Annotated in this window: 23 protein-coding genes and 1 tRNA gene; 9 read left to right on the plus strand and 15 right to left on the minus strand. The window is 67.9% G+C overall.

Annotation, left to right across the window (positions count from 1 at the left end; all coding sequences use genetic code 11):
- Positions 1-404: 404 nt before the first annotated feature.
- Complete coding sequence (gene hisS / locus QMX79_RS06365) at positions 405-1802, minus strand: histidine--tRNA ligase (RefSeq protein WP_282245459.1); 1398 nt, start codon at positions 1800-1802, stop codon at positions 405-407.
- Positions 1803-1944: 142 nt separating this feature from the next.
- Between hisS and QMX79_RS06370 the strand changes: the two genes are divergently transcribed.
- Positions 1945-2694 (plus strand): helix-turn-helix domain-containing protein, encoded by a 750-nt coding sequence (locus QMX79_RS06370; protein ID WP_282245461.1) that lies wholly within the window; start codon positions 1945-1947, stop codon positions 2692-2694.
- A gap of 28 nt (positions 2695-2722) precedes the next feature.
- Here QMX79_RS06370 and thrC read toward each other — a convergent pair whose 3' ends face one another.
- From thrC to QMX79_RS06395, 5 genes are all read right to left on the minus strand, one after another.
- Positions 2723-4012, minus strand: a complete 1290-nt coding sequence (gene thrC, locus QMX79_RS06375; RefSeq protein ID WP_282245463.1) for a threonine synthase — start codon at positions 4010-4012, stop codon at positions 2723-2725.
- 32 nt (positions 4013-4044) lie between these two features.
- The gene (locus QMX79_RS06380; RefSeq protein WP_282245465.1) at positions 4045-4977 is read right to left on the minus strand and encodes a homoserine kinase; all 933 of its coding nucleotides are present in this window, start codon (positions 4975-4977) and stop codon (positions 4045-4047) included.
- Positions 4974-7496 carry a bifunctional aspartate kinase/homoserine dehydrogenase I gene (thrA, locus tag QMX79_RS06385; protein ID WP_282245466.1) on the minus strand — a complete coding sequence of 841 codons (2523 nt, stop codon included), beginning with the start codon at positions 7494-7496 and terminating at the stop codon, positions 4974-4976. Before thrA ends, QMX79_RS06380 begins: the two co-directional genes overlap by 4 nt.
- A gap of 351 nt (positions 7497-7847) precedes the next feature.
- Entirely contained in the window at positions 7848-8795 is a 948-nt protein-coding gene (locus QMX79_RS06390; protein WP_282245468.1) for a DMT family transporter, read from the minus strand.
- A gap of 73 nt (positions 8796-8868) precedes the next feature.
- Entirely contained in the window at positions 8869-9597 is a 729-nt protein-coding gene (locus QMX79_RS06395) for an AraC family transcriptional regulator (RefSeq protein ID WP_282245469.1), read from the minus strand.
- A 144-nt stretch (positions 9598-9741) separates the two neighbouring features.
- Here QMX79_RS06395 and QMX79_RS06400 point away from each other — a divergent pair, with 144 nt between their 5' ends.
- The gene (locus QMX79_RS06400; protein ID WP_282245471.1) at positions 9742-10227 is read left to right on the plus strand and encodes a GNAT family N-acetyltransferase; all 486 of its coding nucleotides are present in this window, start codon (positions 9742-9744) and stop codon (positions 10225-10227) included.
- Positions 10228-10233: 6 nt separating this feature from the next.
- Here QMX79_RS06400 and QMX79_RS06405 read toward each other — a convergent pair whose 3' ends face one another.
- The 6 genes from QMX79_RS06405 to kdsA form a co-directional block, all read right to left on the minus strand.
- Positions 10234-10518: a hypothetical protein gene (locus QMX79_RS06405; protein WP_282245473.1), complete on the minus strand. Its 285-nt coding sequence runs from the start codon at positions 10516-10518 to the stop codon at positions 10234-10236.
- A 157-nt stretch (positions 10519-10675) separates the two neighbouring features.
- The gene (locus QMX79_RS06410; RefSeq protein WP_282245475.1) at positions 10676-11125 is read right to left on the minus strand and encodes a PA2169 family four-helix-bundle protein; all 450 of its coding nucleotides are present in this window, start codon (positions 11123-11125) and stop codon (positions 10676-10678) included.
- Positions 11126-11652: 527 nt separating this feature from the next.
- Positions 11653-12021 (minus strand): DUF1214 domain-containing protein, encoded by a 369-nt coding sequence (locus QMX79_RS06415; protein WP_282245541.1) that lies wholly within the window; start codon positions 12019-12021, stop codon positions 11653-11655.
- A 6-nt stretch (positions 12022-12027) separates the two neighbouring features.
- The gene (locus tag QMX79_RS06420; protein ID WP_282245477.1) at positions 12028-13035 is read right to left on the minus strand and encodes a DUF1254 domain-containing protein; all 1008 of its coding nucleotides are present in this window, start codon (positions 13033-13035) and stop codon (positions 12028-12030) included.
- Between the two features lie 116 nt (positions 13036-13151).
- Positions 13152-13228, minus strand: a tRNA-Arg gene (locus tag QMX79_RS06425).
- Positions 13229-13352: 124 nt separating this feature from the next.
- On the minus strand, positions 13353-14198 hold the full coding sequence (kdsA, locus tag QMX79_RS06430) for a 3-deoxy-8-phosphooctulonate synthase (protein WP_282245479.1): 846 nt from the start codon (positions 14196-14198) through the stop codon (positions 13353-13355).
- 214 nt (positions 14199-14412) lie between these two features.
- Between kdsA and QMX79_RS06435 the strand changes: the two genes are divergently transcribed.
- Genes QMX79_RS06435 through QMX79_RS06465 form a run of 7 tightly spaced genes read left to right on the plus strand, consistent with a single transcriptional unit; the run spans position 14413 to position 20857 of the window.
- Entirely contained in the window at positions 14413-15945 is a 1533-nt protein-coding gene (locus QMX79_RS06435; protein ID WP_095364601.1) for an aldehyde dehydrogenase family protein, read from the plus strand.
- On the plus strand, positions 15945-16712 hold the full coding sequence (locus QMX79_RS06440; protein ID WP_282245491.1) for an SDR family oxidoreductase: 768 nt from the start codon (positions 15945-15947) through the stop codon (positions 16710-16712). The genes QMX79_RS06435 and QMX79_RS06440 overlap by 1 nt, the downstream gene beginning before the upstream one ends.
- A 51-nt stretch (positions 16713-16763) precedes the next feature.
- Positions 16764-17048: a DUF4190 domain-containing protein gene (locus QMX79_RS06445; RefSeq protein WP_282245493.1), complete on the plus strand. Its 285-nt coding sequence runs from the start codon at positions 16764-16766 to the stop codon at positions 17046-17048.
- A gap of 7 nt (positions 17049-17055) precedes the next feature.
- The gene (locus tag QMX79_RS06450; RefSeq protein WP_282245495.1) at positions 17056-17826 is read left to right on the plus strand and encodes a class I SAM-dependent methyltransferase; all 771 of its coding nucleotides are present in this window, start codon (positions 17056-17058) and stop codon (positions 17824-17826) included.
- A gap of 9 nt (positions 17827-17835) precedes the next feature.
- The gene (locus QMX79_RS06455) at positions 17836-18891 is read left to right on the plus strand and encodes a quinone-dependent dihydroorotate dehydrogenase (RefSeq protein WP_282245497.1); all 1056 of its coding nucleotides are present in this window, start codon (positions 17836-17838) and stop codon (positions 18889-18891) included.
- Complete coding sequence (gene murB, locus QMX79_RS06460; protein ID WP_282245499.1) at positions 18888-19937, plus strand: UDP-N-acetylmuramate dehydrogenase; 1050 nt, start codon at positions 18888-18890, stop codon at positions 19935-19937. Before QMX79_RS06455 ends, murB begins: the two co-directional genes overlap by 4 nt.
- 32 nt (positions 19938-19969) lie before the next feature.
- Positions 19970-20857: a DMT family transporter gene (locus QMX79_RS06465; protein WP_282245501.1), complete on the plus strand. Its 888-nt coding sequence runs from the start codon at positions 19970-19972 to the stop codon at positions 20855-20857.
- 19 nt (positions 20858-20876) lie between these two features.
- Here the strand turns inward: QMX79_RS06465 and QMX79_RS06470 are convergent, their stop codons facing one another.
- From QMX79_RS06470 to QMX79_RS06480, 3 genes are all read right to left on the minus strand, one after another.
- Entirely contained in the window at positions 20877-21902 is a 1026-nt protein-coding gene (locus QMX79_RS06470; protein ID WP_282245503.1) for an aminoglycoside phosphotransferase family protein, read from the minus strand.
- A 113-nt stretch (positions 21903-22015) separates the two neighbouring features.
- Complete coding sequence (locus tag QMX79_RS06475; protein ID WP_282245505.1) at positions 22016-24220, minus strand: ATP-binding protein; 2205 nt, start codon at positions 24218-24220, stop codon at positions 22016-22018.
- On the minus strand, positions 24217-25428 hold the full coding sequence (locus tag QMX79_RS06480; RefSeq protein WP_282245507.1) for a helix-turn-helix transcriptional regulator: 1212 nt from the start codon (positions 25426-25428) through the stop codon (positions 24217-24219). Before QMX79_RS06480 ends, QMX79_RS06475 begins: the two co-directional genes overlap by 4 nt.
- Positions 25429-25467: the final 39 nt, after the last annotated feature.

Consider the following 25467-nt stretch of genomic DNA (forward strand, 5'->3'; position numbering starts at 1 on the left):
ACCCTACCGCTGCCAGCCATGACGCCCGAAGCACAGTGGTAGGGTCGGTCGCCAGACGACTGCCCGCAAACCATCCACACGCGGTAACGCATTACCCCAGAACGAAATCGCTGTTGCATTTCCCCATGGCCACCAACCCGCTGTCGAAGGTGGGACGGGGCGGGTTTGCGGGACTGTCAAAAACATGGATGTTTTTGCCAAGCCTCCATGGACGGATTCACGGCGTGTCCCGCAAACCCGCACCGTCCCGCCAAACCAGGGATCCGGTGATAACGGGCTTTCCGCACGAATGCATGAAGCACCGGGCAGCGCCCGGTGCACAGTGAAGCCACGCAATCAGACACCCAAAAACAACAACGGCACCCGAAGGTGCCGTTGTCAGACAAGCCTCAACCAAACCAGACTCACGCCATCGCGCGCGTCTGCTCCAGCTCCACCTGCAATGCACTGGCCAGCTCATCACGGGCGACTTCGAACTGCTGCTCGCGCAGCAGATCCTTCACCGCCACCACGCCACGCGCCAGCTCGTCTTCACCAGCCAGCACCACGAAGCGGATGCCTGCCTTGGCCGCGTACTGGAACTGCTTGCCGATCTTCTTCGGCTCCATCTGCACTTCGGCGTTGATCCCACCCACACGCAGGCGACGGGCGATATCCAGCGAATCGGCCAGGCCGTTGTCGTCCATCAGCGCCACCAGCGCGTGCACGCTGCTGTCTTCGATGCCCGCGATCAGGCCCGCCTCGCGCAGCTGCCAGAACAGGCGGGTCAGGCCGATGGAGATGCCCACGCCCGGCAGCTTGGACTTGCTGTAATGGCTGGCCAGGTCCTCGTAACGGCCGCCCGAACAGATCGAACCGATCTGCGGGTGGTCGGTCAGCGTGGTTTCGTACACCGTGCCCGTGTAGTAATCCAGGCCACGCGCGATCGAGAAGTTCAGGCAGTACGCCGTTTCCGGCACGCCCAACGCCTTCACCAGCTGCAGCACCTCGCGCAGCTCGGCCACGCCCAGCTTCAGCGTCTCGCTGGCAGCGCCATCGGCCACCAGCGCATCCAGCTGCGCGAGCGCATCGGCATGGCTGCTCGAACGCACCGCCACGAACGCCAGGATCCGGTCCACCTGCTCGGCCGGAATCGCGAAGCCTTCGCCGGTCAGCGTTTCACGCACGTAATCCGGGCCGCGCTTGTCCAGCTTGTCGACCTCGCGCAGCACCGCCATCTGGCGCTCGCCGTCGGCCACGCCCAGGCTTTCGAAGAACCCGCGCATCAGCTTGCGGTTGTTCAGCTGCACCGAGAAGTCGCCGATGCGCAGCTCCGCGAACACCGCATGGATGACCGCCAGCACTTCCGCGTCATAGCGCGTGCTCAGGCTGTCCTTGCCGATCACGTCGATGTCGCACTGGTAGAACTCGCGGAAACGGCCGCGCTGGGCGCGCTCGCCGCGGTACACCCGCTGCATCTGGTAACGACGGAACGGGAAGGTCAGGTCGTGTTCGTGCTCGGCCACGTAGCGCGCCAGCGGCACCGTCAGGTCGAAGCGCAGCGCCAGCTCCGGCAGGCTCTTGTCGCCGGCTTCGGCCGCATTGGCCAGCGCACCGGTCGACTGCACGAAATACACCTGGCGCTCGGTCTCGCCACCGGACTTGGTCAGCAGCACGTCGGACAGCTCGAACACCGGGGTTTCCACCGGCAGGAACCCGAACCGCTCGTAATTGCGGCGGATGACGTCCAGCATGCGCTGGAACGCGATCTGCTCGCGCGGCAGCAATTCCATGATGCCGGGCGGCGTACGGGGCTTGATCACTTGCGGGACTCCTGCGGGGAACTGGGGAAGAGCGAGCTGCATATTCTAGCCGCAGCCGGGCCGCGCGGCCGTCATCAGCCGCGCCGAACCGGGCCAACCGCCGCATGACGTATCATAGGCAGGCCCCGCTCCCTGGTTCGACATGACCCGGCCCCACTCCGGAACCGCTGTTGCCGCTGTAGAAGATCCCGCACCGGGCTGCTCGCCGCTGCGTGACTGCCTGCACTGCTCGGTGCGCCACCTGGCCGTGTGTTCGGCGCTGTCGCCTGATGAGGTCCAGGCCCTGGAACGGGTCACGGTGTCGCAGCCGCTGCCGCTGGGGGCCACCCTGGCCCGCGCCGGCGAGGCCCGCCAACATGTCTATACCTTGACCGAAGGCGCGCTGCGGCTGGTCCGCACCCTGGCCGATGGCCGCCGCCAGATCAGCGGGTTCGTGCTGCCCGGCGACTATCTCGGCCTGACCGGCAGCGACAACCACCGCTACGACATCGAAGCCATTGCCGACAGCCGGGTCTGCCGCGTGGGCCTGGCCCCGATGAAAGACCTGCGCGCACGCTATCCGCACCTGGAGCGCAAGCTGCTGCAGCGCGCCTGCCAGGCACTGGACGAAGCGGCCGATGCGGCGCTGGCGCTGGGCCGCCTGCAGCCGGCCGAAAAGCTGGCCGATTTCCTGCTGCGGCTGGCCGCGCGCGAAGCGCGGCTGGGCGGGAATGGGTTGCGGGTCACCTTGCCGATGGGGCGCAGTGATATTGCCGACCATCTTGGGCTGACCATGGAAACGGTGAGCCGTACGTTCACCAAGCTGCGGCAGCAGGGCCTGATTGCCCTGCCCCATCTGAACACCGTCGAGATCCTCGACGAAGCCGGCCTGCAGATCCTCTGCGGCGCATAGCGCCGGGCCCTGCCTGGCCGCACATCCATCACGCCTCAAGGAATTCCCTCAGCGCCGCGTAATGCGGCGGGCACGGTTCAGCATGCGCGGGGCGTTCCAGGAGCGCCGCCAGCGCCGGGGGCACCTCAAGGGGGCGGCCGATCAGCGGTTCGACCACCGATTCGAATTTGGCCGGGTGCGCGGTTGCGGCCACTGCCCAATCGCCCTGCACGCCTTCGGCACGCAGCTGTTCAAGCACCTTCACCGCCGTAGCGGTGTGCGGGCAGAAGACTTCGCCCGCTGCCGCATGGCGCCGGGCGATCAGTTCGCGGATTGCCGCGTCGTCCACCGCCTCGACACGGAACGCTGCGCGCAGTGCGTCGTCGTCTTCTTCATACAGCCAGCGCAGCCGCTCGAAGTTGCTGGGTGCGCCGACGTCCATCGCGTTGGCCAAGGTGGCCACACTGTGCAGCGGCCGGTATTCGCCGCCGTGGAAGAAGCGCGGCAGCACGTCATTGGCGTTGGTGGCCAGTGCGATCTGGCCCAGCGGCAGGCCCATCGCGCGTGCCAGCACCGCTGCCATCGCGTTGCCGAGGTTGCCGGTGGGCACCACCAGGTTCAGCATCTCGCCGGTCGCCTCGTGGTGCGTCAGCGCCGCGTCGGCGTAATAGCTCATCTGCGGCAGCCAGCGGCCCAGGCTGATGCTGTTGGCCGAGCTCAAGGGCACCTCTGCCTGCAGCTCGCGGTCGCTCAGGGCCTGCTTCACCATCGCCTGGCAATCGTCGAACGAACCGGCGACGCGCAGCGCATGGATGTTGTCGCCGAAGCAGCCCAGCTGGTGCGCCTGGCGCGGCGAGACGCGGCCATCGGGATACAGCACCACCACGCGGATGCCCGGCTGGCCATGGAACGCCGCCGCGACGGCCGCGCCGGTGTCGCCCGAGGTGGCCACTACAATCGTCAGCGGGCGGGCACGGTCGCGCTGGAGCTGGGCCAGGCTGGCCGCCAGGAAACGTGCGCCAAAATCCTTGAACGCGGCGGTCGGCCCATGGAAAAGCTCCAGCACGTGGTCGCCCGGGGTGGCCAGCGCACGCAGCGGCGCCGGGAAGTTGAACGCGTCCTCGCACAGGGTGGACAGGTGCGGGGCGAGCGCGTCGCCGGCGAAGAACGGTGCCAGCACCGCTTCGGCGTTGCGCGCCAGGCTGCCCTGCGCCTGCCAGCGCTGCGGCTGCGGTCGCTGCTGCGGGACATACAGCCCGCCATCGGGGGCGAGGCCGGCGGCGATGGCGGCACTGAGGGTGGCCGCGGGTGCGGCGTGGCGGGTCGAAACGAATTCCATGGACGATCCTGGCAGAAGAGTGGAAGCGGCGCTCACAGCAGCTGTGCCCCGGGCGCGTTCAACGGCGATACCCAGCCCTGGCTGTCGAAGCCCGCTTCGGCGAACGCATCCTGCACGGCGCGCTGTGCCGCCTGCGCGGCCGCCTGGCTGTCGAACCACGCGAACACGCTGGGGCCGGCCCCGGAAATGCTGGCACCCAGTGCACCTGCCCCCAGTGCGGCCTCGCGCGCGGCGGAAAATCCCTCGATGAGGCCGGCACGGCGCGGCTCCACCAGCACGTCGCGCAGACCGGCGCGCACCAGCTCGGCATCACTGCGGAAGCAGCCGCTCAACACCAGCGCCAGGTTCGCGCTTTGCGTGACGAACTCGGAGAGCGCGTAGCTACCCAGCAGGGCCGCGCGCGCGCGACGCGTTTCCAGCACGGCGTCCGGATGCACCAGCAGGCTGTGCCACCCGGCGGGCACCGGAATGCTCACCAGACGATCCGCCGTACTGAGCACCAGCCCGCCCAGCAGCATCGGCCCGAGGTTGTCGCCGTGCCGGCCACCGCTGGCCACCGCCTCGCCGGTCAGCGCGAACGGATACAGCGCTTCGCGCGACAGCGGCGCATCCAGCAGTGCATTGGCCGCCACCAGCGCGGCCACGCACGACGCCGCCGAGCCGCCCATGCCCGAGCCCAGCGCGATGCCCTTGTCGATCTCCAGTTCGAAGCCGAACGGCAACGCCAGCGCGTCGATCATCGCCAGCAGCGCTGCACCTGCGGTGTTGTCGGCCGCTTCCAGCGGCAGATCCACCGTGGTGCCCCGGATCGCCAGGATCCGCACGCCCGGCGCGTCAGTGCGACGCACGGTCACGGTGTCGCCGACGCCCGCGATGGCATGCCCCAGGATGTCGAACCCTACGGCGACATTGCCCACCGATGCCGGTGAGAACGCGCGTGCTTCCCGCACCTGGTCTGGACTCACAGGCGCGCTCCTTCACCCGCCGCGACCCGCAGCACATCGGCGAACACACCCGCAGCGGTCACTTCCGGACCGGCACCCGGGCCCTGCACCACCAAGGGGTTTTCGCAGTAGCGGCGCGTGGTGAACTGCACCACGTTGTCGGTCAGGCGCAGGTTGGCAAACGCGTGGCCAACCGGCAGCTCCACCAGCCCCACCTCCGCCGCGTCCGCTGACAACCGCGCCACGTAGCGCAGCACCGCACCGCGTGCGCGGGCCTGCTCCAGCCGTTCGGCGAATGCACCATCCACCGATGCCAACCCGCTCATGAAGTCGTCCACGCTGGCCTGGCGCAGTGCCTCGGGCACCAGGCTTTCCACGCTGACCTGTTCCAGGCTCAGTTCACGGCCGGCCTCGCGCGCCAGGATGACCAGCTTGCGCGCGACATCCACGCCGGACAGATCGTCGCGCGGGTCCGGCTCGGTGTAGCCCATGCCGCGCGCCTGCGCGACCAGCTCGGAGAACGGCACCTGGCCGTCGTACTTGTTGAACAGCCAGGCCAGCGTGCCGGAGAAGATGCCATCGACCGCCAGCACCTCATCCCCGGTATCGACCAGGTCGCGCAGCGTGGTGATCACCGGCAGCCCCGCGCCCACCGTCGCCTCGTAGCGGAAGCGCGCGCCGGTAGCGGCGGCGGCCTCGCGGATGGCGTGGTAGCGCTGCAACGGACCCGCGCCAGCCTGCTTGTTGGGAGTGACCACATGGATGCCAGCCGCCAGCCAGCCGGCATAGCGGTCGGCGACATCGGCGCTGCCGCTGCAGTCGACGATCAATGCGTGCGGCAGGTGCGCCGACAGCAGGTGCTCGGTGAACTGGTCCAAGTCGGTCGCCTGCGCCTGCCCGGCCAACGCGGCGCGCCAGTCCCCCTGCACGCCACGCGCATCCAGGTGCATGCGGCTGCGCGATGCCACTGCGCGCACCCGGAGGTCCACGTTGGCCCGGGTCAGCAGCGTGGGCTGCGCGACCAGCAACTGGTCCAGCAGCGCCGCGCCGACGTTGCCGGGACCGATCACGCCGACCGAGAAGGTCTGCGGCGACAGCCAGAATCCGGCGTGTGCCGCGCGCAGCGCCTTGGTCGCGTGGCGGCTGTCCACGGCCACCGAGATGTTGCGTTCGGACGAGCCCTGCGCGATGGCCAGGATGTTCACCTGCGCACGCCCCAGCGATTCGAACAGGCGCGCGGCCACGCCCGGCTGCCCGGCCATGCCATCGCCCACCGCCGCCAGCACGCTGACATTGTCGGTGAGCTGCACGCGCTGCACCTGGCCCAGGCTGAGTTCGTGCGCGAACGCATGCAGCAGCGCATCACGCGCCCGCTGCGCCTCGGCCTGGCGCACCACGCAGCAGATCGAATGTTCCGACGAACCCTGCGAGATCATCACCACCGATACGTGCGCGTTGCGCAGCGCGGCGAACACGCGTTCGGCCGTGCCCGGCACGCCGATCAGGCCGGTGCCTTCCAGGTTGAGCAGCGCCAGCTCCGGGCTCAGGGTGAGTCCCTTGATCGGGCCGGAGCTGGTGCGTTCGGCGGTGATCCGGGTCCCGGGGTGATCCGGATGGAAGGTATTACGGATGATGATCGGCAGGCCGCGCTCGATGGCGGGCGACATGGTCTGCGGGTGCACCACCTTCGCGCCGAAATACGCAAGCTCGCAGGCCTCGTCGTAGCTGAGCGCCTCCAGCTGCACGGCTTCGGGCACCACCCGCGGGTCGGCCGAGAGCACGCCGTCCACGTCGGTCCAGATGTGCAGTTCGTCGGCGTTGAACAGCGCGGCGAAGATCGCGCCGGAATAGTCGCTGCCGTTGCGGCCTAGCGTGGTCACCCGGTCACGGCGGTCGCGCGCCACGAACCCGGTGGCCACCACGCGCGCGGCCGCATGTTCGTCGCGCCACACCGCCAGACGCTGCGCGCTCTGCACCCAGTCCACGTCCACGCCCAGTTCGCCGCGGTCCACCACCAGCACCTCGCGCGCATCCAGCACCGCGCAGTCCTCGCCGATGCTGCGCAGGTAGTGGCCCAGCAGGTGCGCCGAATACACCTCGCCCAGGCCCTGCACGCGGTCGAGCACCTCGTTGGGCAGCTCACCGATCACCGCCAACGCGCCCAGTACTTCGGCCAGGTGGTCGAAGCGCGCATCCAGCCATTCCACCGTGTCGCCCGCGTGCTCGCCCAGCAGGGCCACCGCGGCACCGCGATGGCGCGCGCGCAGTGCGTGCCAGTCGTCGCGCCACTGCGGGGCGTTGTCCGCAGCAGCACCGGCCAGCGCGATCAGCGCGTCAGTGACGCCCTTCATGGCCGACACCACGGTGACCTGCACCGCTTCATCGCGGGCCAGCAGCAGCTGGGCGACATGGCGGTAGCGGTCGGCATCGGCCACGGAAGTGCCGCCGAACTTGTGCACGACCGTCGAGGTGGCCGCACGCAGCGGTGCGGAGGATGCAGGCGATGCAAGGGCATCGGGTGAAGCGGCGACAGAAGACATGCTGACCTCGATTCGAGGCCCCGCGTCATTCAGGCTGAAGGAGATCCCCCGCAACCTGATCTGGTGCGGGGCCGTTGTTTTCGGAAGTTACGCGAAGACGACGGGCCGCACCAGGCGAGTGGTGGCGGTGGTAATGGTGGTGGTACCGGTGGCCAGGGCAACGCAGCGCATGCCGCCGGTAAGGGCGGTGGAGCGAATCGTGACAGTGGCGGCGGCAAGGACCATGGACCAAGAAAACTACGCCGACCGGGTGCTTGTCAAGTGTTGCACCGCAAAAATTCAAACGCGACGAACAGCAGGCAACGTCTGCAAAAAAGTTGCGAATGTGACCATCCAGGCCCCGCAACGGAATCAGCCGGCGTGCTCGGCCACCATCCGCGGCGGGCGGTGTGCATGCGCGCACAACAGCACGCCGGAGACCAGGCAGACGATCGCCACCGCTTCCATCAGGGTCGGCCAGCGCCGCTGCCAGCCGAACCCGTACAGCAGCGCGAACAGCGTCTCGAACACGATCATCTGCCCGGTCAGGGTCAGCGGCAGGTTGCGGCTGGCCCGGTTCCAGCAGGCGTTGCCGAACACCGAGGCGACGACCGCCACACCCGCGCTGATGACCCAGAACCACATCCAGTCGACCGGCGCGTGCGACGGGCCTGAGACGACAAACGCGCTGGGCACCAGCAGCAGCGCCAGCGCACCGGTGGCAACGCCGGTCAGCAGCGACCAGTCGTGGCCGGAAATGTCCGGGCGCCGCGCCAGCCAGCGGCTGTTGCCGATGGAATACAGCGCCCACGAAAACAGCGCGCCAAACGCGCACAGCAGGCCCAGCAGGCGCTGGTTGGCCGAGCCCTGCGCATGTTCGGACTGCAGCGCCTCATAGCCCACCAGCCCTACCCCGAACAGGCACAGGGTCAATGCAGGCGCGAGCTGGCGCAGCGGCACTGCGCCTTCTTCGCGCACGCCGGCCACCGTCACCACCACGGGAATCAGCCCGACAATCAGCGACGCCGCCGCCCCGCCCGCCCACTGCACCGCATGGGCCAGCAGCACGAAATACACCAGGTTGCCCGCCAGGCTCAGCCACAGCAGGCCGCGCCATTCGGCCATGCCGATCCGCTCGCGCAACTCGCGCCAGCGCGGCGCCAGCAGCACCACGGCAATCAGCCCATAGACCAGGTAGCGGCCGGCCGACAGCTGCACGGCGCTGAAATGGCTCAGCACCGCCGGTGCCAGGAACACCACGCCCCACAGCGCGCCAGCAGCGACGCCATTGGCGATACCCACGCCCATCGAACGATTCATCAGCAACCACACGCCCGGCAACGGAAAGACCGCGCCAGTGTAGGCGCCGCGCGGTGGACGATCTTGACCGAGACTACTGCGCGGGACGGTAGCGGCGCCGGTAATCGGCCGGGGTCATGCCCCACTCCCGGCGCAGTGCGCGGGTCAGCGCGCTCTGCTCGGAATAGCCGGCATGCTGGGCGATGTCGGCAATGGACGCATCGCTGGCCGCCAGCCGCCCCCGGGCCCAGCGCAACCGGCTGGCACTCAGCCAGGCCTGCGGGCTGAGCCCGAACGCCTGGCGGAACAGGGCGTGCAGGCGGCTGCCGCTGACCCCGACCTCACTGGCGATACGCGCCACCGGCCAGGCCTGGCCGGGTGCGCACTCGATCCGCGCACATACCGCCTGCAGGCGGGTCGCACTGCCCGCCAGCGAGAACGCCTGCAGCAACCCGGGCAGCTCGCAGCGAACCGTATCGTCATTCACGCGTTCGTGCGGCGTTCCCCCGACCCGCTGTGCCATGGCGCGAACCTGTGCCGGAAGCGCCAATACGGGCTGGCGATGCAGGCGTTCGAGCGTGTCGTCGTCGAACATCTCCGCTGGGCAGTCCACGATCAGGAAGCGGTCGTCATCACCGGCGGTCTGCGCATGCCCCGCCATGGGCGCCACGAAAGCGCCCTGCAGGGCGTCCAGGCGTGCGCCCTGCCCCTCCAGCTCGAACGCCAATTCGCCACGCACCGGCACCACCCACTGCGCGAACGCGTGGTGGTCCACGCTCGACGAGCGGCCATAGCGGCGAAGGTTGAAGGCGGGTGAAGACATCGTGAGCACAGGCGTGACCGAAGATCCAAGTCTGCGCGCGGTTCTCAAAACCTGCAACGCGTCACGGCAAGGGCCCAATACCCCAGTGGTATAACGGTGGCGTAGTCATGGGAAGTACCGTCGCGCCGTACAGGGAGTACCCCGATGCCGTTTCTGACCCTGAGCCATGCCCCGCACCTGTTGCCCGTTGTTGCACGCTGGTATTTCGACACCTGGGGCCACCGGGTACCCGGCTGGACGCTGGAAGACGAACAGCAGCGGCTGGAAGTGTTCCTGCACGACAACGAGCTGCCCGTGCTGCTGATGGCCACGGACAACGACGTGCCCGTTGCCGCCGCGCAGCTCAAATTCCATGAACGTGCCGAGCGCCCCGAGCGGCTGCACTGGCTGGGTGGCGTTTACGTGTGCCCATCGCACCGTGGCCATGCGCTCGCCAGCGACTTGATCGCGGCACTGATGCAGAAAGCGCAGGGCTACGGCGTGCGCGAAGTGTTCCTGCAGACCGAGCACGATGATGGCGGCCTGTATGCGCCGCTCGGCTGGGAGCCACTGGAGCGGCAGACACATCGCACGGGCGTGCCAGTGCGCATCATGCGCCGGGTACTGCCCCTCGCCCGCCAGGCAAGGTAGCCCGGCTCAGCGGAAACGCGCCGGCTGCGGCGCCGGGCGATCTGCCAGGGAGCCCATCGTGAAGGTGTAACCCGCCTTCTCCAGCAGCTCGCGCATGCGCAGCTCGGCCCGCTTCGGATACGCAAGCGACGTCGGCGCATGCAGCGCATAGGCCGTCGATCGGCCGTCGGTATCGCGGGTCACCGACGACTGGTTCGTCTCGCACGCGTTGGACCATAGTTCCTTGAGAACCAATGGCCCGATGGACTGGTTGTTGCCAAGACGAAGCGTGAGCCAACGCATGTGTTCCATGAGCAATCCCAACGGTACCTGTGATCGAGTATGCACCATATCCAGGACACCCGTACGGCGGGGTCCGGAATCGCGCAGACCCCTGATACGCAAACGCCCCGGTCGGAGCCGGGGCGTCTGCTGGCGGTTGCTGGCGGTCTGGAACCGCGGCAGCCGCTTACTGCTTCATGGCGTGCTTGCGGGTACGCATGACCTGGTGGGTTTCCTCGACGATCGGCAGCAGGCTGGTAACTTCCTGGCGCGCGGCAGGCGGCGTATCGCTGTCATTCGCTGCGTCCCTGAAGGCCTTCAGCAGGCGATCTTCGGATTCTTCCAGTTCGGCCACATAGCCGTACTGGGTATCGCCCAGGGTGGCGCGGACCTTGCCGTAGAACTGCTGCATGGAGCCCACCACGGTGCCATGTTCCGCCGGCTTTTCACCGGTCGCCCGCACGGTGCTGCTCAGTCGGGTGACGATGTCGGCCTTGACGCCGGCAATGCGGGTGAACAGCGCGGACAGCTCGGCATCTTTCACCTTGGTGGCGGCTTCGGTGTAGAAGTCCTTGCCGTCACGGGCGATCTCGATGAGGTCATTGAGGGTATGCGCGGTCTTGGATTCGGTGCTCACTGATTTCTACTCCTGAAGGGAATTCGTGTTGACCCGTGTCGGGGTGAATCCACTTTTCCGCATTCGCAATGAAGTCGTCGTGAGCTTGAAATTGCAGTGTTAAGTGATGTCTGCATCGCGCAAACACGATGTTGTCGATGAGTGTTGGTGATGCGACGCGGCCATCACATGCGATGTACGTCGGAAAAGGAAAACGCCGCGCAGTGCGCGGCGTGTTTGATTCATTCCTGCTTCGAAGGCTCCGGCGCCTCCAAGGGAGGTTGCTCGGCGGGAGGATCGCGTTCCGGTGGAATTTCGCTGGGAGGATCCTGTGCGGGCGGATCCTGCGCCGGAGGCGACTCCACGGGCGGCGACGGTGCCTCCGGCGAGGGATCTGGTGCTGGCACCTGCGCTGCCGGCTGCCAGGGAAACTCGAGGCGATGTTCGATGGATGACATGACGGGGTTCCTGCTCAGTGGCGACGCAGCCACCCTGACAGGCGGTTCGTCAATGCGCAGCGACGGCAGCGTGCAGGACGCGTCCGTTCGCTACGAATCGACACGCACCAGCGGGGGCGGATAGTAGCTTCCATCGGCCACGCCACCCTTGGGTCCATAGAACCGGAACGTCAAACGATAGTCCTGCCCCTTCGGCGTGGGCAGCCAGTTCGGATCGGGCGCGTCCTTGGGCCTTTCCGCCGCGAAGTAGAGCGTGAGCGATCCGTCGGCGTTGTACTTCAAGCCCGATTCGCGATTGAGCAGGAACCGGTTCTTCGGATTGGGCAGTACCCGCGCGTACACCGGATCCACCGCGATGACCGACCAGAAGTACTCGGCGAAGCTGGCCGGCAGCGCATCCCTCGGGAAGGTCAGGGTGTACGTGTGATCGCCATTGAGCTGGGTATTGGTGCCATCCAGGCTGCCCTAGAAGTACAACACCCCATCAAGCTGGTTGGCCCAGATGCCGCCCAGGTTGATCAGCGTCCGGCCCAGCCAGTCATTGCCATAGGAGCCCGCCACCGCCGGACGCACCCAGCCGTTCCGGACGGTACCGTGGCCGATGGTCGGCGAGGCCTTGGCCAGGTCGGCGTGTCCCTTGTCGCGCACTACCCGGTCCACCCGTGCCCGCTCGGTCGGGTCCTGGATGCCCTGCGCGATGGCCCGCACGTGGGCCGCTACCGCTTCCATGCCGGGGTTGAGGTCGCGCTCGCTGTCCAGCACCGCCACGGCGTTGTCGAACGCTTCCGCGCCGGGAAGGTGCTGCGGGTCGAAGGGGGGAATCGAGGGCAGTGTCGGCGGCGTGGGGCTGCCGGTCGGCCGCAGCGCGAACTTGTGCTGCAGCGCCACCGCCTGTTCCCAGTTGTCACCCAGCTCCACGCGCGCCAGCACCCGCAGGAAGCGCGCGGGAACATCGACCCGGACCACGCCTTCGGGCAAGGCGACGTCTGCGCCCTCCAGGCAGACCGCGAACTCGCCCCAGTCACGCGTGGGCTGGGTCCGTGCATTGATGTTGGCCAGGGTTTCGCCCCATCCATTGAGGAACTGCACGGTGTAGTAGCGCCCCGTGATCTTCGGCACCGTCACCTGCGTGCAGCTGTTTTCGTCCAGCGCCACCCAGGCCTCCGAGTAAGCAACGTCCAGATTGGGGTTGGGCCATTCGACCGCACCGGGCTTGCGGTGGGTGAATTCGTTCCATTTCATCCCCTCGGCCAGATCCGCCTTCTGCTGCCGGAGCACCAGCAGCCGCCCCAGCAGGTAGATCCACGCATCGCTGATGTCCTGGTCGGTATACGCGGGCGCGGTGGCTGATGGCGCACTGGCCGTGGTCGGCGGCGTACCGTCCGCTGGCGTCGCTTCAGGCGTGCTGCCGTTGCAGCCGGACAGGAGCAGCGGTGCGACGACCGCCATGCAGAGCCAGACAGTACGGTTCATCGACGGAATCCTGCGTGGGCCGGGAAATCCCATCGTGACCGCCTGCGGTCAGCTGGACCTCTGAGGATTTACTGGACCAGCGCCGGTAAAACTACGCGCACAGCAGGCCTCGAACATGGTGACCCCGGCCCGATTCGAACGGGCGACCTTCCCCTTAGGAGGGGGACGCTCTATCCAGCTGAGCTACGGGGCCATGTGCGGGCCAGGCAAGCGTGCCTGGCCGCAGGCTGCACGCACATTGCGTGCATGCAGCGGTGAAGGATACCCACATTCAGCGACAGGACCAAGGCCGATGGCGCCGCGCGGGTACGCCCGGGTCAGCGGATTTCCAGCTCCGCGAAGCCCTTGACCAGCTCGTCCACGGCCTTGATCTGGGCCAGGAACGGTTCCAGCGCGCTCAGCGGCAGGGCGCTGGGGCCGTCGCAACGGGCATGGTCCGGGTCGCGGTGCGCTTCCAGGAACAGGCCGGCCAGGCCCAGCGCCATGCCCGAGCGGGCCAGCTCGGCCACCTGGCGGCGGCGGCCACCGGAGGCTTCGCTGCCGGCATCGCGGCGCTGCAGGCTGTGGGTGACGTCGAAGATCGCCGGCAGCCCACCGGTGGATTCGATCATTTCGCGGAAGCCCAGCATGTCCACGACCAGGTTGTCGTAGCCGAACTGCGAACCGCGCTCGCACAGGATGATGTTCTCGTTGCCCGCTTCGCGGATCTTGGACACGATGTGCTTGATCTGCGTGGGGCTGAGGAACTGCGGCTTCTTGATGTTCACGGCACGCCCGGTCTGGGCGATGGCCACCACCAGATCGGTCTGGCGGGCCAGGAACGCCGGAATCTGCAGCACATCAACCACTTCGGCCACCGGCGCGGCCTGGGCCACTTCATGCACGTCGGTGATCACCGGCACGCCGAACTGCCGCTTCACTTCCTCGAAGATGCGCAGCCCGTCGTCCAGGCCCACGCCACGGAAGGAATGGATCGAGGAGCGGTTGGCCTTGTCGAAGGAGGCCTTGAACACGTACGGAATGCCCAGCTTGGCCGTGACCTTGGTGAAGTGTTCGGCCGCGTGCAGGGTCGAATCGAGGTCTTCGAGCACATTCAGGCCGCCAAACAGCACGAACGGGAGACGGTTCCCAACGACCACGCCTTCTGCAACGGTAACGTTCATTCAGATTCCTGGGGGACGAACAATGGTGTCCATTCTAGCGGGTTGGCAAGGGGCGCCGCCCGACCAACCGTCGGGCGCTACCGGGTTGGCGTCCCGGTAGGTACCGACCGTTGGTCGGTACGGCGGATCGCGACGGGTTAGAATCGTCGTTCTGCACGCCGCACCCCACCCTGCCAGCGGCTGCGCCCTTTTTCGATCCGCAACAGGAGTTTGCATGTCCTCTGACCTGCTCAAGGCGCTCGGCCTCGACGCGACCAACGCTGGCACCTACCTTGGCAACGGCGAGTGGTCGTCGGCCACCAGCGCGGGCGTGATCACCTCGGTCAACCCGACCACCGGCGAGGCCATCGCCCAGGTGCACGCCACCACCGACGCCGACTACGAAACCATCGTGGCCCGTGCCCAGGAAGCGTTCAAGGTGTGGCGCACGACCCCGGCCCCGCGCCGTGGCGAAGCCGTGCGCCTGTGTGGCGAAGCGCTGCGCGCCAACAAGGATGCGCTGGGCTCTTTGGTTGCACTGGAAATGGGCAAGAGCAAGCCGGAAGGCGACGGTGAAGTGCAGGAGATGATCGACATCGCCGACTTCGCCGTGGGCCAGAGCCGCATGCTGTACGGCTACACCATGCATTCCGAGCGCCCCGGCCACCGCATGTACGAGCAGTACCAGCCGCTGGGCCTGGTCGGCATCATCAGCGCGTTCAACTTCCCGGTGGCGGTGTGGGCATGGAACTCGTTCCTGGCCGCGATCTGCGGTGACGTGTGCCTGTGGAAGCCGTCCAACAAGACCCCGCTGACCGCCATCGCGTCCATGCGCATCTGCAATGAAGCACTGCGTGGCGCCGGCTTCCCGGACATCTTCTTCCTGGTCAACGACGCCGGCACCGAGCTGTCGCAGAAGCTGGTGGCCGACAAGCGCGTGCCGCTGATCAGCTTCACCGGTTCGACCCAGGTCGGCCGCCAGGTCGCCGAGAAGGTCGCCCACCGCCTGGGCCGCTGCCTGCTGGAACTGGGTGGCAACAACGCCATCATCCTGGATGAAAGCGCGGACCTGAAGCTGGCCATCCCGGGCATCGTGTTCGGTGCGGTCGGCACCGCCGGCCAGCGCTGCACCACCACGCGCCGCCTGATCGTGCACGAATCCATCTACGACAACGTGCTGGCCACGCTGGTCAAGGCGTACAAGCAGGTGGAAGGCAAGATCGGCGATCCGACCGATGCGGCCAACCTGATGGGCCCGCTCAACAGCGACAGCGCGGTGCAGCAGTTCCTGGCCTCGATTGAAAAGGCCAAGGCCAGCGGCGGCACCATCGAAACCGGCGGTACCCGCATCGACCGCGCCGGCAACTTCGTGCTGCCGGCCATTGTCACCGGGCTGAAGAACAGCGATGAAGTGGTGCAGCACGAAACCTTCGCACCGATCCTGTACGTGATGAAGTACAGCACGCTGGACGAGGCCATCGACATGCAGAACGGCGTGCCGCAGGGCCTGTCCTCGTCGATCTTCACCCAGAACCTGAAGGTGGCCGAGCGCTTCCTGTCGGCGGCCGGTTCGGACTGCGGCATCGCCAACGTCAACATCGGCACCTCCGGTGCGGAAATCGGCGGCGCTTTCGGTGGCGAGAAGGACACCGGCGGTGGCCGTGAGTCCGGTTCGGATGCGTGGAAGGTCTACATGCGCCGCCAGACCAACACCATCAACTACTCCGATTCGCTGCCGCTGGCCCAGGGCATCAAGTTCGACCTGTGATGGTTGAACGCCCCAGCCTGGATTACACCGGCCGCCGCGTACTGGTGGCCGGTGGCAGCAAAGGCATCGGCCGCGCGATGGCGCTGGCCTTTGCCGCTGCGGGCGCCCGTGTATCGGTGTGCGCCCGCGGCGAACCCGGCCTTGCCGCACTGCGCGATGACGCCGCTGCCCAAGGGCTGTCGCTGCACACCGCTGTCGCCGACCTCTCGCGCCTGGCCGATATCGAGCACTGGCTGGCCAGTGCGGCCGACGCGCTCGGCGGTATCGATGTGCTGATCAACAACGCTACCGGCTCCGGCATGACCGACGACGAGGCCGGCTGGGAAGCCAGCCTGGGCGTGGACCTGATGTCAGCGGTGCGCGCCTCCCGCCTCGCCCTGCCCTGGCTGAAGCAGTCGGCCGATGCCTGCATCCTCAACCTGGCCTCGATCGCCGCCCAGCAGCCACGCCCCGGCGCGGCCCCGTATGGCGCCGCCAAGGCCGCGCTGATGCACTACACCACCTCGCAGGCGCTCGCGCTGGCCCCGCACCGGATCCGGGTGAACGCCATTGCCCCCGGCTCGATCGAGTTCGAGGACGGGCTGTGGGCACGCCGGCGCGAACAGGACCCGGCGCTGTACCACGGCACCCTGGCCAAGATCCCGTTCGGCCGCTTCGGGCAGCCGCAGGAAATCGCCGATGCCGCCCTGTTCCTGTGCTCGCCGATGGCGCGCTGGATCACCGGGCACACGTTGAATGTCGATGGCGGCCAGGTCCTGATGGGATAAACCCGTCGCTGGCCCTATGATTCCCCTGTCCCACCTTCCCCCAGGAGCCGCATGAGCCTCCCACCCCGCCAAACCAGCGCGCTGGCCCTGATCAGCCTGATCGCCGGCATCCTGGGTTGGACCGCGCTGCCGTTCCTGGGCAGCGTGGCGGCCATCATCACCGGCCACCTGGCCCGCGCCGAGATCCGCCGCCGCCCGCTGGAGCTGGAAGGGGACGGCATGGCGCTGGCCGGCCTGATCCTGGGCTATGTGATGGTGGTGACCAGCTTCCTCGCGGTCCTGCTGTTCATTCTGTTCCTGGGTGGACTGACCCTGCTGATCCCCCAATTCTCCTGAGGTGCGCATGAGCCCATCGGACGCAACCGAGCGTTTCAGCAACCGCGTGGCGGACTATGTGCGCTACCGGCCCGACTATCCCCCGGCCCTGCTCGACTGGCTGCACCACGAAATCGGCGTGCCCACCGAAACCCTGGTCGCCGACATCGGCGCCGGCACCGGCATCTCCACGCGCCTGTTCCTGGCCACCGGGCATCCGGTGATCGCGGTGGAACCCAACGCGGCCATGCGCGAGGCGGCCGAAGCGCTGCTGGCCAAAGAGTACCTGCGCCTGAAGCTGGTGGACGGCACCGCCGAAGCCACCACGCTGGCCGACGACAGCGTCGGCCTGGTTGCAGCGGCACAAGCCTTCCACTGGTTCGACACCGACGCGGTGCGCACCGAATGGAAGCGCATCCTGCACCCGGAAGGCTTGGCGCTGGTGTTCTGGAACTCGCGCCTGCTCGACGCCTCGCCCTTCCTGGTGGGCTATGAGCAGCTGCTGCTGGAGTTCGGCACCGATTACACGCAGGTGGCCGAGCGCTACCAGGACGACGATGCCATGCGCGCGTGGTTCGGCCCGGGCCTGCGCGGCATCGCCCGGTTCCCGAACGCGCAGTACATGGACGCCGATGGCCTGCGCGGCCGCCTGCTGTCGTCATCGTATGCCCCGCCGCCGGGCCACCCGCGCCACGCCCCGATGCTGGAGGCGCTGCAGCAGCTGTTCGATGCGCACGCGGTCGATGGCAAAATTGCTTTTGAATACCAAACCCGTGCCTTCGTCGGCACGCTGGACTGACTGGACGCCATGTACTCGCTTGCCCGACCCTTCCTGTTTTCCCTGGACGCCGAACGCGCCCATGGCCTGGGCCTGAGTGCGCTTGAGCTCGCCTACCGCACCGGCACCACGCCGCTGGTGGCACGCCGCCCTGCCCCGTTGCCGACCAACGTGTTCGGGCTGAGCTTCCCCAACCCGGTCGGCCTGGGTGCCGGCCTGGACAAGAATGGCGAGCACATCGACGCGCTGTTCGCGCTGGGGTTCGGGTTCGTGGAGATCGGCACCATCACCCCGCGGCCGCAGGAAGGCAATCCCAGACCGCGCCTGTTCCGGCTGCCTGCCCACCACGCGATCATCAACCGCATGGGCTTCAACAACCTCGGCGTGGATGCGCTGGTGCGCAATGTCGAACGTTCGCGGCGCCAGGGCGGCCTGCTCGGCATCAACATCGGCAAGAACAAGGACACCCCCAACGAGCAGGCGTTCGACGATTACCAGCATTGCCTGCAGAAGGTGTATCCGCTGGCCGATTACATCACCGTCAACATCTCCTCGCCCAATACCGCCGGCCTGCGCGAACTGCAGGAAGAAACCGCGCTGCGCCAGCTGGTATCGCAGCTGCGCGAAAGCCAGGAAGCACTGGCCGCCAAGCATGGCAAGCGGGTCCCGATGCTGGTCAAGGTCGCCCCGGACCTGAGCGACCGCGACATCGATGCCGCAGCGCGCGTGCTGGGCGAACTGAAGGTGGACGGCGTGATCGCCACCAACACCACCGTCGACCGCAGCGCGGTGGCCGGTGACCGTAACGCCAGCGAAGCCGGCGGCCTGTCCGGCGCGCCGCTGCTGGGCCAGTCCACCCTGGTGCTGCGCCGCCTGCGCGCGCGCCTGCCCGAATCCACCCCGTTGATCGGCGTCGGCGGCATCCTGTCCGGTGCCGATGCCGTGGCCAAGATGGCCGCAGGTGCTGCCCTGGTGCAGTGCTACAGCGGCCTGATCTTCCGCGGCCCGGCGCTGGTGCACGACTGCGTCGAGGCGATCCGCCGACGCCGCGAAGCCCCCAGCCGTGGCGCGGTGGCCCCCCTATGAGTACTGCAATGCCTGCCTGGTCGCTGACCGAAAATGCCTCACTGAAGGCCCTCAACACCTTCCACGTCGACGCGGTCGCAGAACAGCTGCTGGAGCTGCACGACGCCACCCTGCTGCCGGATGTGCTGGCCCTGCCCCAGGTGGCCGGCCACCCGCTGCTGGTGCTCGGCAGCGGCAGCAACGTGCTGATCGCCGACGACGTGCCCGGCACCGTGCTGGTGTTCGCCAACCGCTCCATCGAAGTGCTGGAACACCGCGCCGACCACACCGTGGTGCGAGCCGGCGCCGGCGTGAACTGGCACGGCCTGGTGATGTGGTCGCTGCAGAACGGCCTGTCCGGGCTGGAGAACCTGGCGCTGATTCCCGGCACGGCCGGCGCGGCGCCGATCCAGAACATCGGCGCCTATGGCGTGCAGGTTGATGAGTTCATCCAGGCGGTGGACGCCTGGGACCGCCAGAACAACGAATGGGTGCGGCTGGACGCCGACGCCTGTGCCTTCAGCTACCGCGACAGTGTCTTCAAGCACGATGCGGACCGCTACCTGATCAGCGCCATCGAGCTGCGCCTGCCGCTGCTGCATGACCTGCGCCTGGGCTATGCGGGCATTGCCGAAGAGATGCAGGCGATGGGCGTGGAGCTGCCGGTGGCCGCCGACGTGGCCAATGCGGTGATCGCAATCCGCCGGCGCAAGCTGCCCGACCCGGACGTGCTCGGCAATGCTGGCAGTTTCTTCAAGAACCCGGTGCTGCCGCTGGAACAGGTGGAGGTGCTGCTGCAGCACTTCCCCGGCCTGCCGGTGTACCCGGCCGACCAGGACGACCGGCGCAAGCTTTCGGCCGCCTGGATGATCGAAGCCTGCGGCTGGAAGGGCTTCCGCGAGGGCGATGCCGGCGTGGCGCCCCAGCACGCACTGGTGCTGGTCAACCACGGCAACGCCACCGGTGCCGAACTGCTCGCGCTGGCGCGGCGCATTTCCGCCTCGGTGCTGGAGAAGTTCGGCGTACCCATCGAACCGGAGCCGCGCCTGATCGGCGCACAGTGGTGACCGTCCAGCTCGCCCTTCCAGCGCCGACACCGATGCGTGCGGCGCTTTTGATGCTGGGCAGCACCATGGCATTCGGGTTGATGGCCGTGGCGATCCGCTACGCCACCCGCTACGTGCCCACCCAGGAAGTGGCGTTCTTCCGCAATGCGTTCGGCCTGCTGGCGCTGCTGCCGTTCCTGTTGCGCCCGGGCAGCTCGCCGTTCCGCACGACCCAGCTGCCCCGCTATTTCGTGCGCAGCCTGATCGGGCTGGCCTCGATGCTCTGCGCGTTCTGGGCGATCGGCCACCTTCCGATGTCGCAGGCGATCTCGCTGTCGTACTCCACGCCCCTGTTCGTCACGATTGCCGCGGTGCTGTTCCTTGGCGAGAAGGTACGCGCGCGCCGTTGGGCCGCCGTGGTCTGTGGCTTCATCGGGGTGCTGATCATCGTTCGCCCCGGCGCCGACACGTTCAGCCCGGGCGTGCTGGTGGCGGTGCTTGCCGCCGTGCTCAGTTCGCTGGTGGCCATCCAGATCAAGCAGCTGACCCGCGTGGACGGGGCCGACACCGTGGTGTTCTACACCTATGTGTTCTGGGTACCGCTGTCGCTGGTGCCTGCCCTCTTCGGCTGGGTCTGGCCCAGCGGCGTTGCGTGGGTCTGGCTGGCCGCTACCGGCGTGCTGGGCACGCTGGGGCAGCTGTTGTGGACCCGCGCGTTGCGCTTGGGCGAAGTCTCGGCGCTCACCCCGATCAGCTTCATGCAGCTGCCGCTAGTCAGCCTGCTGGGCTGGCTGCTGTTCGGTGAAACGCTGGACCGCTGGACCGTGATCGGCGCGGGCATCATTCTGGCCGCCAATGCCTACATCGCCCACCGCGAAGCAGTACTGGTGCGGCGTGCGGCATCGAAAGCCGCCACAGCCGGCGCCAAGCCTGGCGAGTAAGCACGGTCGACCACCCGCGCTACTCCACGGCAGCCCAGCTTCGCGCAGCCGCGTCGATCACATTGCCCGGCGCGAACTGCTCCTCCATGAAACGCAACGCCTGCCGGCGCTGGCTGGGCGGACGCGATGCCGCGCCGGGTTCGAGCAGCAGGTCGTGGAACTCCTGCAGGTCGTGCAGGATCCGCCAATGGCGGTAATACGCCAGCCGGACCGGGTCCAGGGCGATCGCGCCGTACCCTTCATGGAACCGCGGCGGATCATCGCGCCCCCAGCGACCGCCTACGCCGGCACCGACGAACATCAGGTCGCGCTCGCGTGGCGCCAGCACCATGTCGTCCCAGTCGATCAGGTGCAGCCCGCCATCTGCGCGCAGCAACAGGTTGCCCGCGTGCAGGTCGCCATGGCACAGCCCGCGCGACCAGCGCTGCCCGGCCAGGCGTTCACGCAGCGCCACGCAGTGCTGCCAGACCTCGCCCACCCGCGCCTGCCGTTGCCGCCAAGCACGCCGGTATTCCTCGGCCAGGGCATCGGGAATGGGCCAGCGGTCATCGCCGCGCTGCAGCCACGAACCCACCCGCTCCACCGCCGTGTCATCGTCGAATCCCGGTTGCGCCAGACCGGACGCCAACCGGGCCGGCAACGCGGTGTCATGCACCTGGCGCAACACCTGGCCCAGCCGGTGCCACTGCGCCTGCGACAGGGCCACTTCGAACCCCGACTCGCCCTCCACATAGGCAAACAGGGTCCACTGCAGGCCCTCGGCGTGCGTGGCCGGGGCGCCATCAAGCGCAGGCTGCGGGGCCACCACTTCGTCCAGGCCGAGCGCGCAGCGCAGGTGCTGCACGACCTCCCACACGGCATCGGCCACGGCATAGCGGCGGCACTTCAACCACCAGCGCGTGCCGTCATCGGAGGTGACCTGGTACACCGTGGCGCCTGCATCGGCCCCCGCCGGCCGCTGCATGACATGGCTGACGTGCAGGCCATAGGCCTGGGCCAGCACGGCGCCAATCTGCGAAGAAGACAATTCCTGTGGATGCAGCATTACTCCGCCGTGGCGCACGAACATCGCACCACTATCCCAGAATCGCGTCGATACACACAGGGAATTGCGTCACGAAGAGACGTAATTTCTCATTCGTTATCCTGACACCGGAGTCAAACCGCCGCGCCCGCCGCCAGCGCCTGCAGTTCTCGCTGCAGCAGCGCTTGGACTTCCTCACGCTGGAACTGGGTAACGAACACCGGCACCGCAAACACATACGGCAATCCATCGGCCTCACGGCGAACGACATATGCCAGCTGCAACCGCGCCAAGGCGTGGCGGACCTGCTCCGGATCGACCCGCGCACCCGCCGCATCGAATGCAGCCAGCAGTTCCACCAGGGTGATGCCACGCTCGCCGCTCCCGACCAGCTGCGCACCTGCTACCTGGTACACCACGATCCGGTCGATGCGGCACGCCAGGGGATCGGGACTCAGCCGCGCCCACCCGGCCAGCGCATCGAACATCGGCTCGCTGACCAGCGCCGCATGTACCTGTGTTGCATCGAGCACGCGCTGGCCCCGGTCCAGCTGGCCCAGCAGCTGCTGGCAGGCAATGGCGACGAGGTTGGCGCGGCGACCGCACGCCGCCACCAGCCGCTGCGGCAGGTCCGGGCTGGCGAAGTGCACGCCCAGGCGCGCCATCGGTTCGGTGGCCAGCGCCAGGCAGGCGTCCTGCTCCAGTCCGCCGATATGGATCACTTCGCCGAAGTTGCGCAGCGGTGAGGCGAAATCCAGGGTAACCGCTTCATACAGGTCCCAGAACCCGGCCAGCATGAAGTGGCAACGCCCCTCTTCGCTCAGCGCGCGCAGCGCCGCCAGTTGCGGGTAGCCATGTGCCGCTTCAGCGCGCAGGAACAGATCGGTCTCGTCGATCAGCAGCAGCAGGCCACGCCCCTGCGCACGCGAAGACAGCTCGGCGACCAGCGCATCGATCCCGGTGTCTTCGGCCAAACCAAGTTCCAGCGCCAACCGCATCGTCAGCCGATGGTCGCGCAGCGACAGGTACACGCAGTGCACGCGCGGGTGGCCGACAAAGCGCCGCTCGATCGCCTTCATCAAACTGGTCTTGCCCAGCTGCCGTCCGCCCACCAGCAGGTAGTTGCCGGGCTCGCGGTTGAGCACCCGCGCCAGCAGCGACTCGCGCCCAAAGAAGGCCGCCGGGCGGGTGATGCCGCCATGGGTCTGGTAGGGCGAGATGCGGGTTACCCGGAGCTGCCGGGCCAGCAGGCCTGCCAGCGCATCGAGCGCGCCCGGCTGCAGCAGCCAGCGGGTCTGTGCGGCCTGGCCAAGGCACACGCACAGGTTGGCCGGATCGTCGGCGTACGCAGCCAGTTCGGCCTCGACCGCCAGCGAGGGGCTCACCACCAGCACCACGTCCTGGCCATTGGGCATGGCGCGCAACTGCTGCACGATGGCATCGGCCGCCAGCGCCGGATCGGGCTGGTACAGCCACAACCGTTCCAAGGCCAGCGGCAGCTTGTCCGGCAGGGTCCATTCGCGGACCAGGCCGGTCAGCGCCCAGCCCGGTGCCGGCGCGTCGATCGCACCGATGCGCGCGGCCAGCTGCAGTGCGCGTGTCATTGGCGTGGCCTGCAGGTGCCGCAGCGCGTCGCGCCAGCGCACCGTGGCAATCCCGGCACCGGCCAGGACGCGATCCTTGAGCCGCAACCATCCCAGCTGGCGGTCGATGACGGGCAGCGCCTGCAGCGGCTGGGCAAGCAGCCGCTGTGGCTCGCGCACGATGTCGGCCACCGCCGGCCGCACCCAGTACCAGAGCATGCCCAAACCGGCCAGGCCCAGCACCGACAGCCACAGCACCACCGACAACCATTGCACGATGCCCCACGGCGCCTGCGCATGGCAGTTGGCCGGCAGCCAGCGCGACGGTGGCGCAGGATCGCCAGGACGGCACCGCCAGTACTGGGTGCGCGGCTCCAGCGTCTGCTCGATGGCCGCACCGCGCAGCCCGCTGTTGGCCGGGAAGCGGTCGGTGAAGCGCAGGCGCAGCACGAACGGCTGCGGCAGTTCGGCAACGACCAGGGTTTCTTCCCGGTCGTGCACGCCGGGCACGTGCACCTGCTGCGGCCAGCGTTCGTGCTGCAGCCAATACGACAATGCTTCTTCGCGCAGGAACATCATGTCGATGTTGGCCTGCTGCATGAGCATCATGCTTTCGCGGTCGCGCTGCATGCGCAGCAGCTGCACGGGGTTGAGCCACGGCACGAACAGGTAGCTGCCCACGAACCAGGTCAGGCCGGCCACCAGCAGCAGCCACCACCAGCGCAGTACCGGTTGCCCGCGCGGTGGCCTGCTCATGCGGTCTGCACCTGCATGCCGTCGATGACCTGTCGCACGGCGCGGCGGATCGCCTCGCAGCGCCATTCCAGGCATTGCCCCTGCGGGTGCGGTCGCGCGGCCAGCAGGTTGTTCCAGTACAGGTGGCGCAGCAGCGGATCGGCCAGGTACGGCCGCGCCGGTGCAACCACCTGGTGCGCCAGCCATCCCTGCACCGCGATACGCGCAGCGTCATCGCGCAACAGCGGTACCAGTGCCTCCCACAGGCGTGGATGGCTGGACAGCGTATCGGTGACCGCCTCGTCGTCGAGAGCGGTGTCAACGAGCAACGTCAGCGCGGCCTGCGCCAACAACGGGTGCCCGCCGGACAACCGCAGCGCGCGCGCAAGCGTGTCATCGCCAATGCCGGGGGCACTGCGCCGCAGGTCCTCGATTCCCAGCTCCGGCCAGCTCTCGCTGGCGGCAATATTGAGCAGCGAAAGATCGCCGCCCTGGTACTTCAGGTCGGCCAACGCGGCGCCGCCACAGATCAGCAGGTGCAGTTTGCCGCTGTACATCTCGCTGAGGCTGCGCAGGATCCCGGCCAGCACATCGCGCGGCCCGGATGCCCCCTGCTCGAACCGGCTGACCAGACAGAACAGCGCACCGGGCTGCTGCAGCCGGCGCGCCAGCGCCATCTCGAAACTGGCGTCCGATCCAATGCCCTCCAGCCCGCACTGTGCGGCCAGCAAGGCAAAGTAGTCCTGGTCGCCCTCGCCCGAGCGGAACGGCGGCTGCAGATGCAGCACGCGCTCCTGCCCATAGCGTGCCGCTGCTTCAGCAAGGATCGCGGCGCGCTCGGGCGGCTGCCCCCAATGGGCCTGGGTCAACAGCAGGCTCACCGGGTACGGGCGCAGCGACTGCAGGCGGTCGAACAGCCGGGTGACGGTGGGAGGCACGGAAACGGCGGGGTCGCCCTGCTCATCCCTTTCCGACACCGCCTCCACCGGGAATTCCGGTTCGAACCCCACCGACTGCAGCAATGCATTGCATTCGGTTTCGGTCAGGCGCAGGTAGTTGGCGCAGGCCAGTACCCGGTCGCGATGCCGGCGGCTGGGCCGCGAGGTACCGGCGCGCCAGTTGTTGACTGCCTCGCGACTGATGCCGATCTCGGCGGCCACCCCGCCGGCACTGGCCCGGATCCGCCGCATGTGTCGAGACAGCAGGTCCGCGAACTCAGGGGCAGGCATGGGAAACGACCAGAACGGGAGAGAGTCGCACACCCTACC

It is taken from the genome of Stenotrophomonas sp. PS02300 (assembly GCF_029959395.1).
GTDB classification, from domain to species: domain Bacteria; phylum Pseudomonadota; class Gammaproteobacteria; order Xanthomonadales; family Xanthomonadaceae; genus Stenotrophomonas; species Stenotrophomonas maltophilia_AD.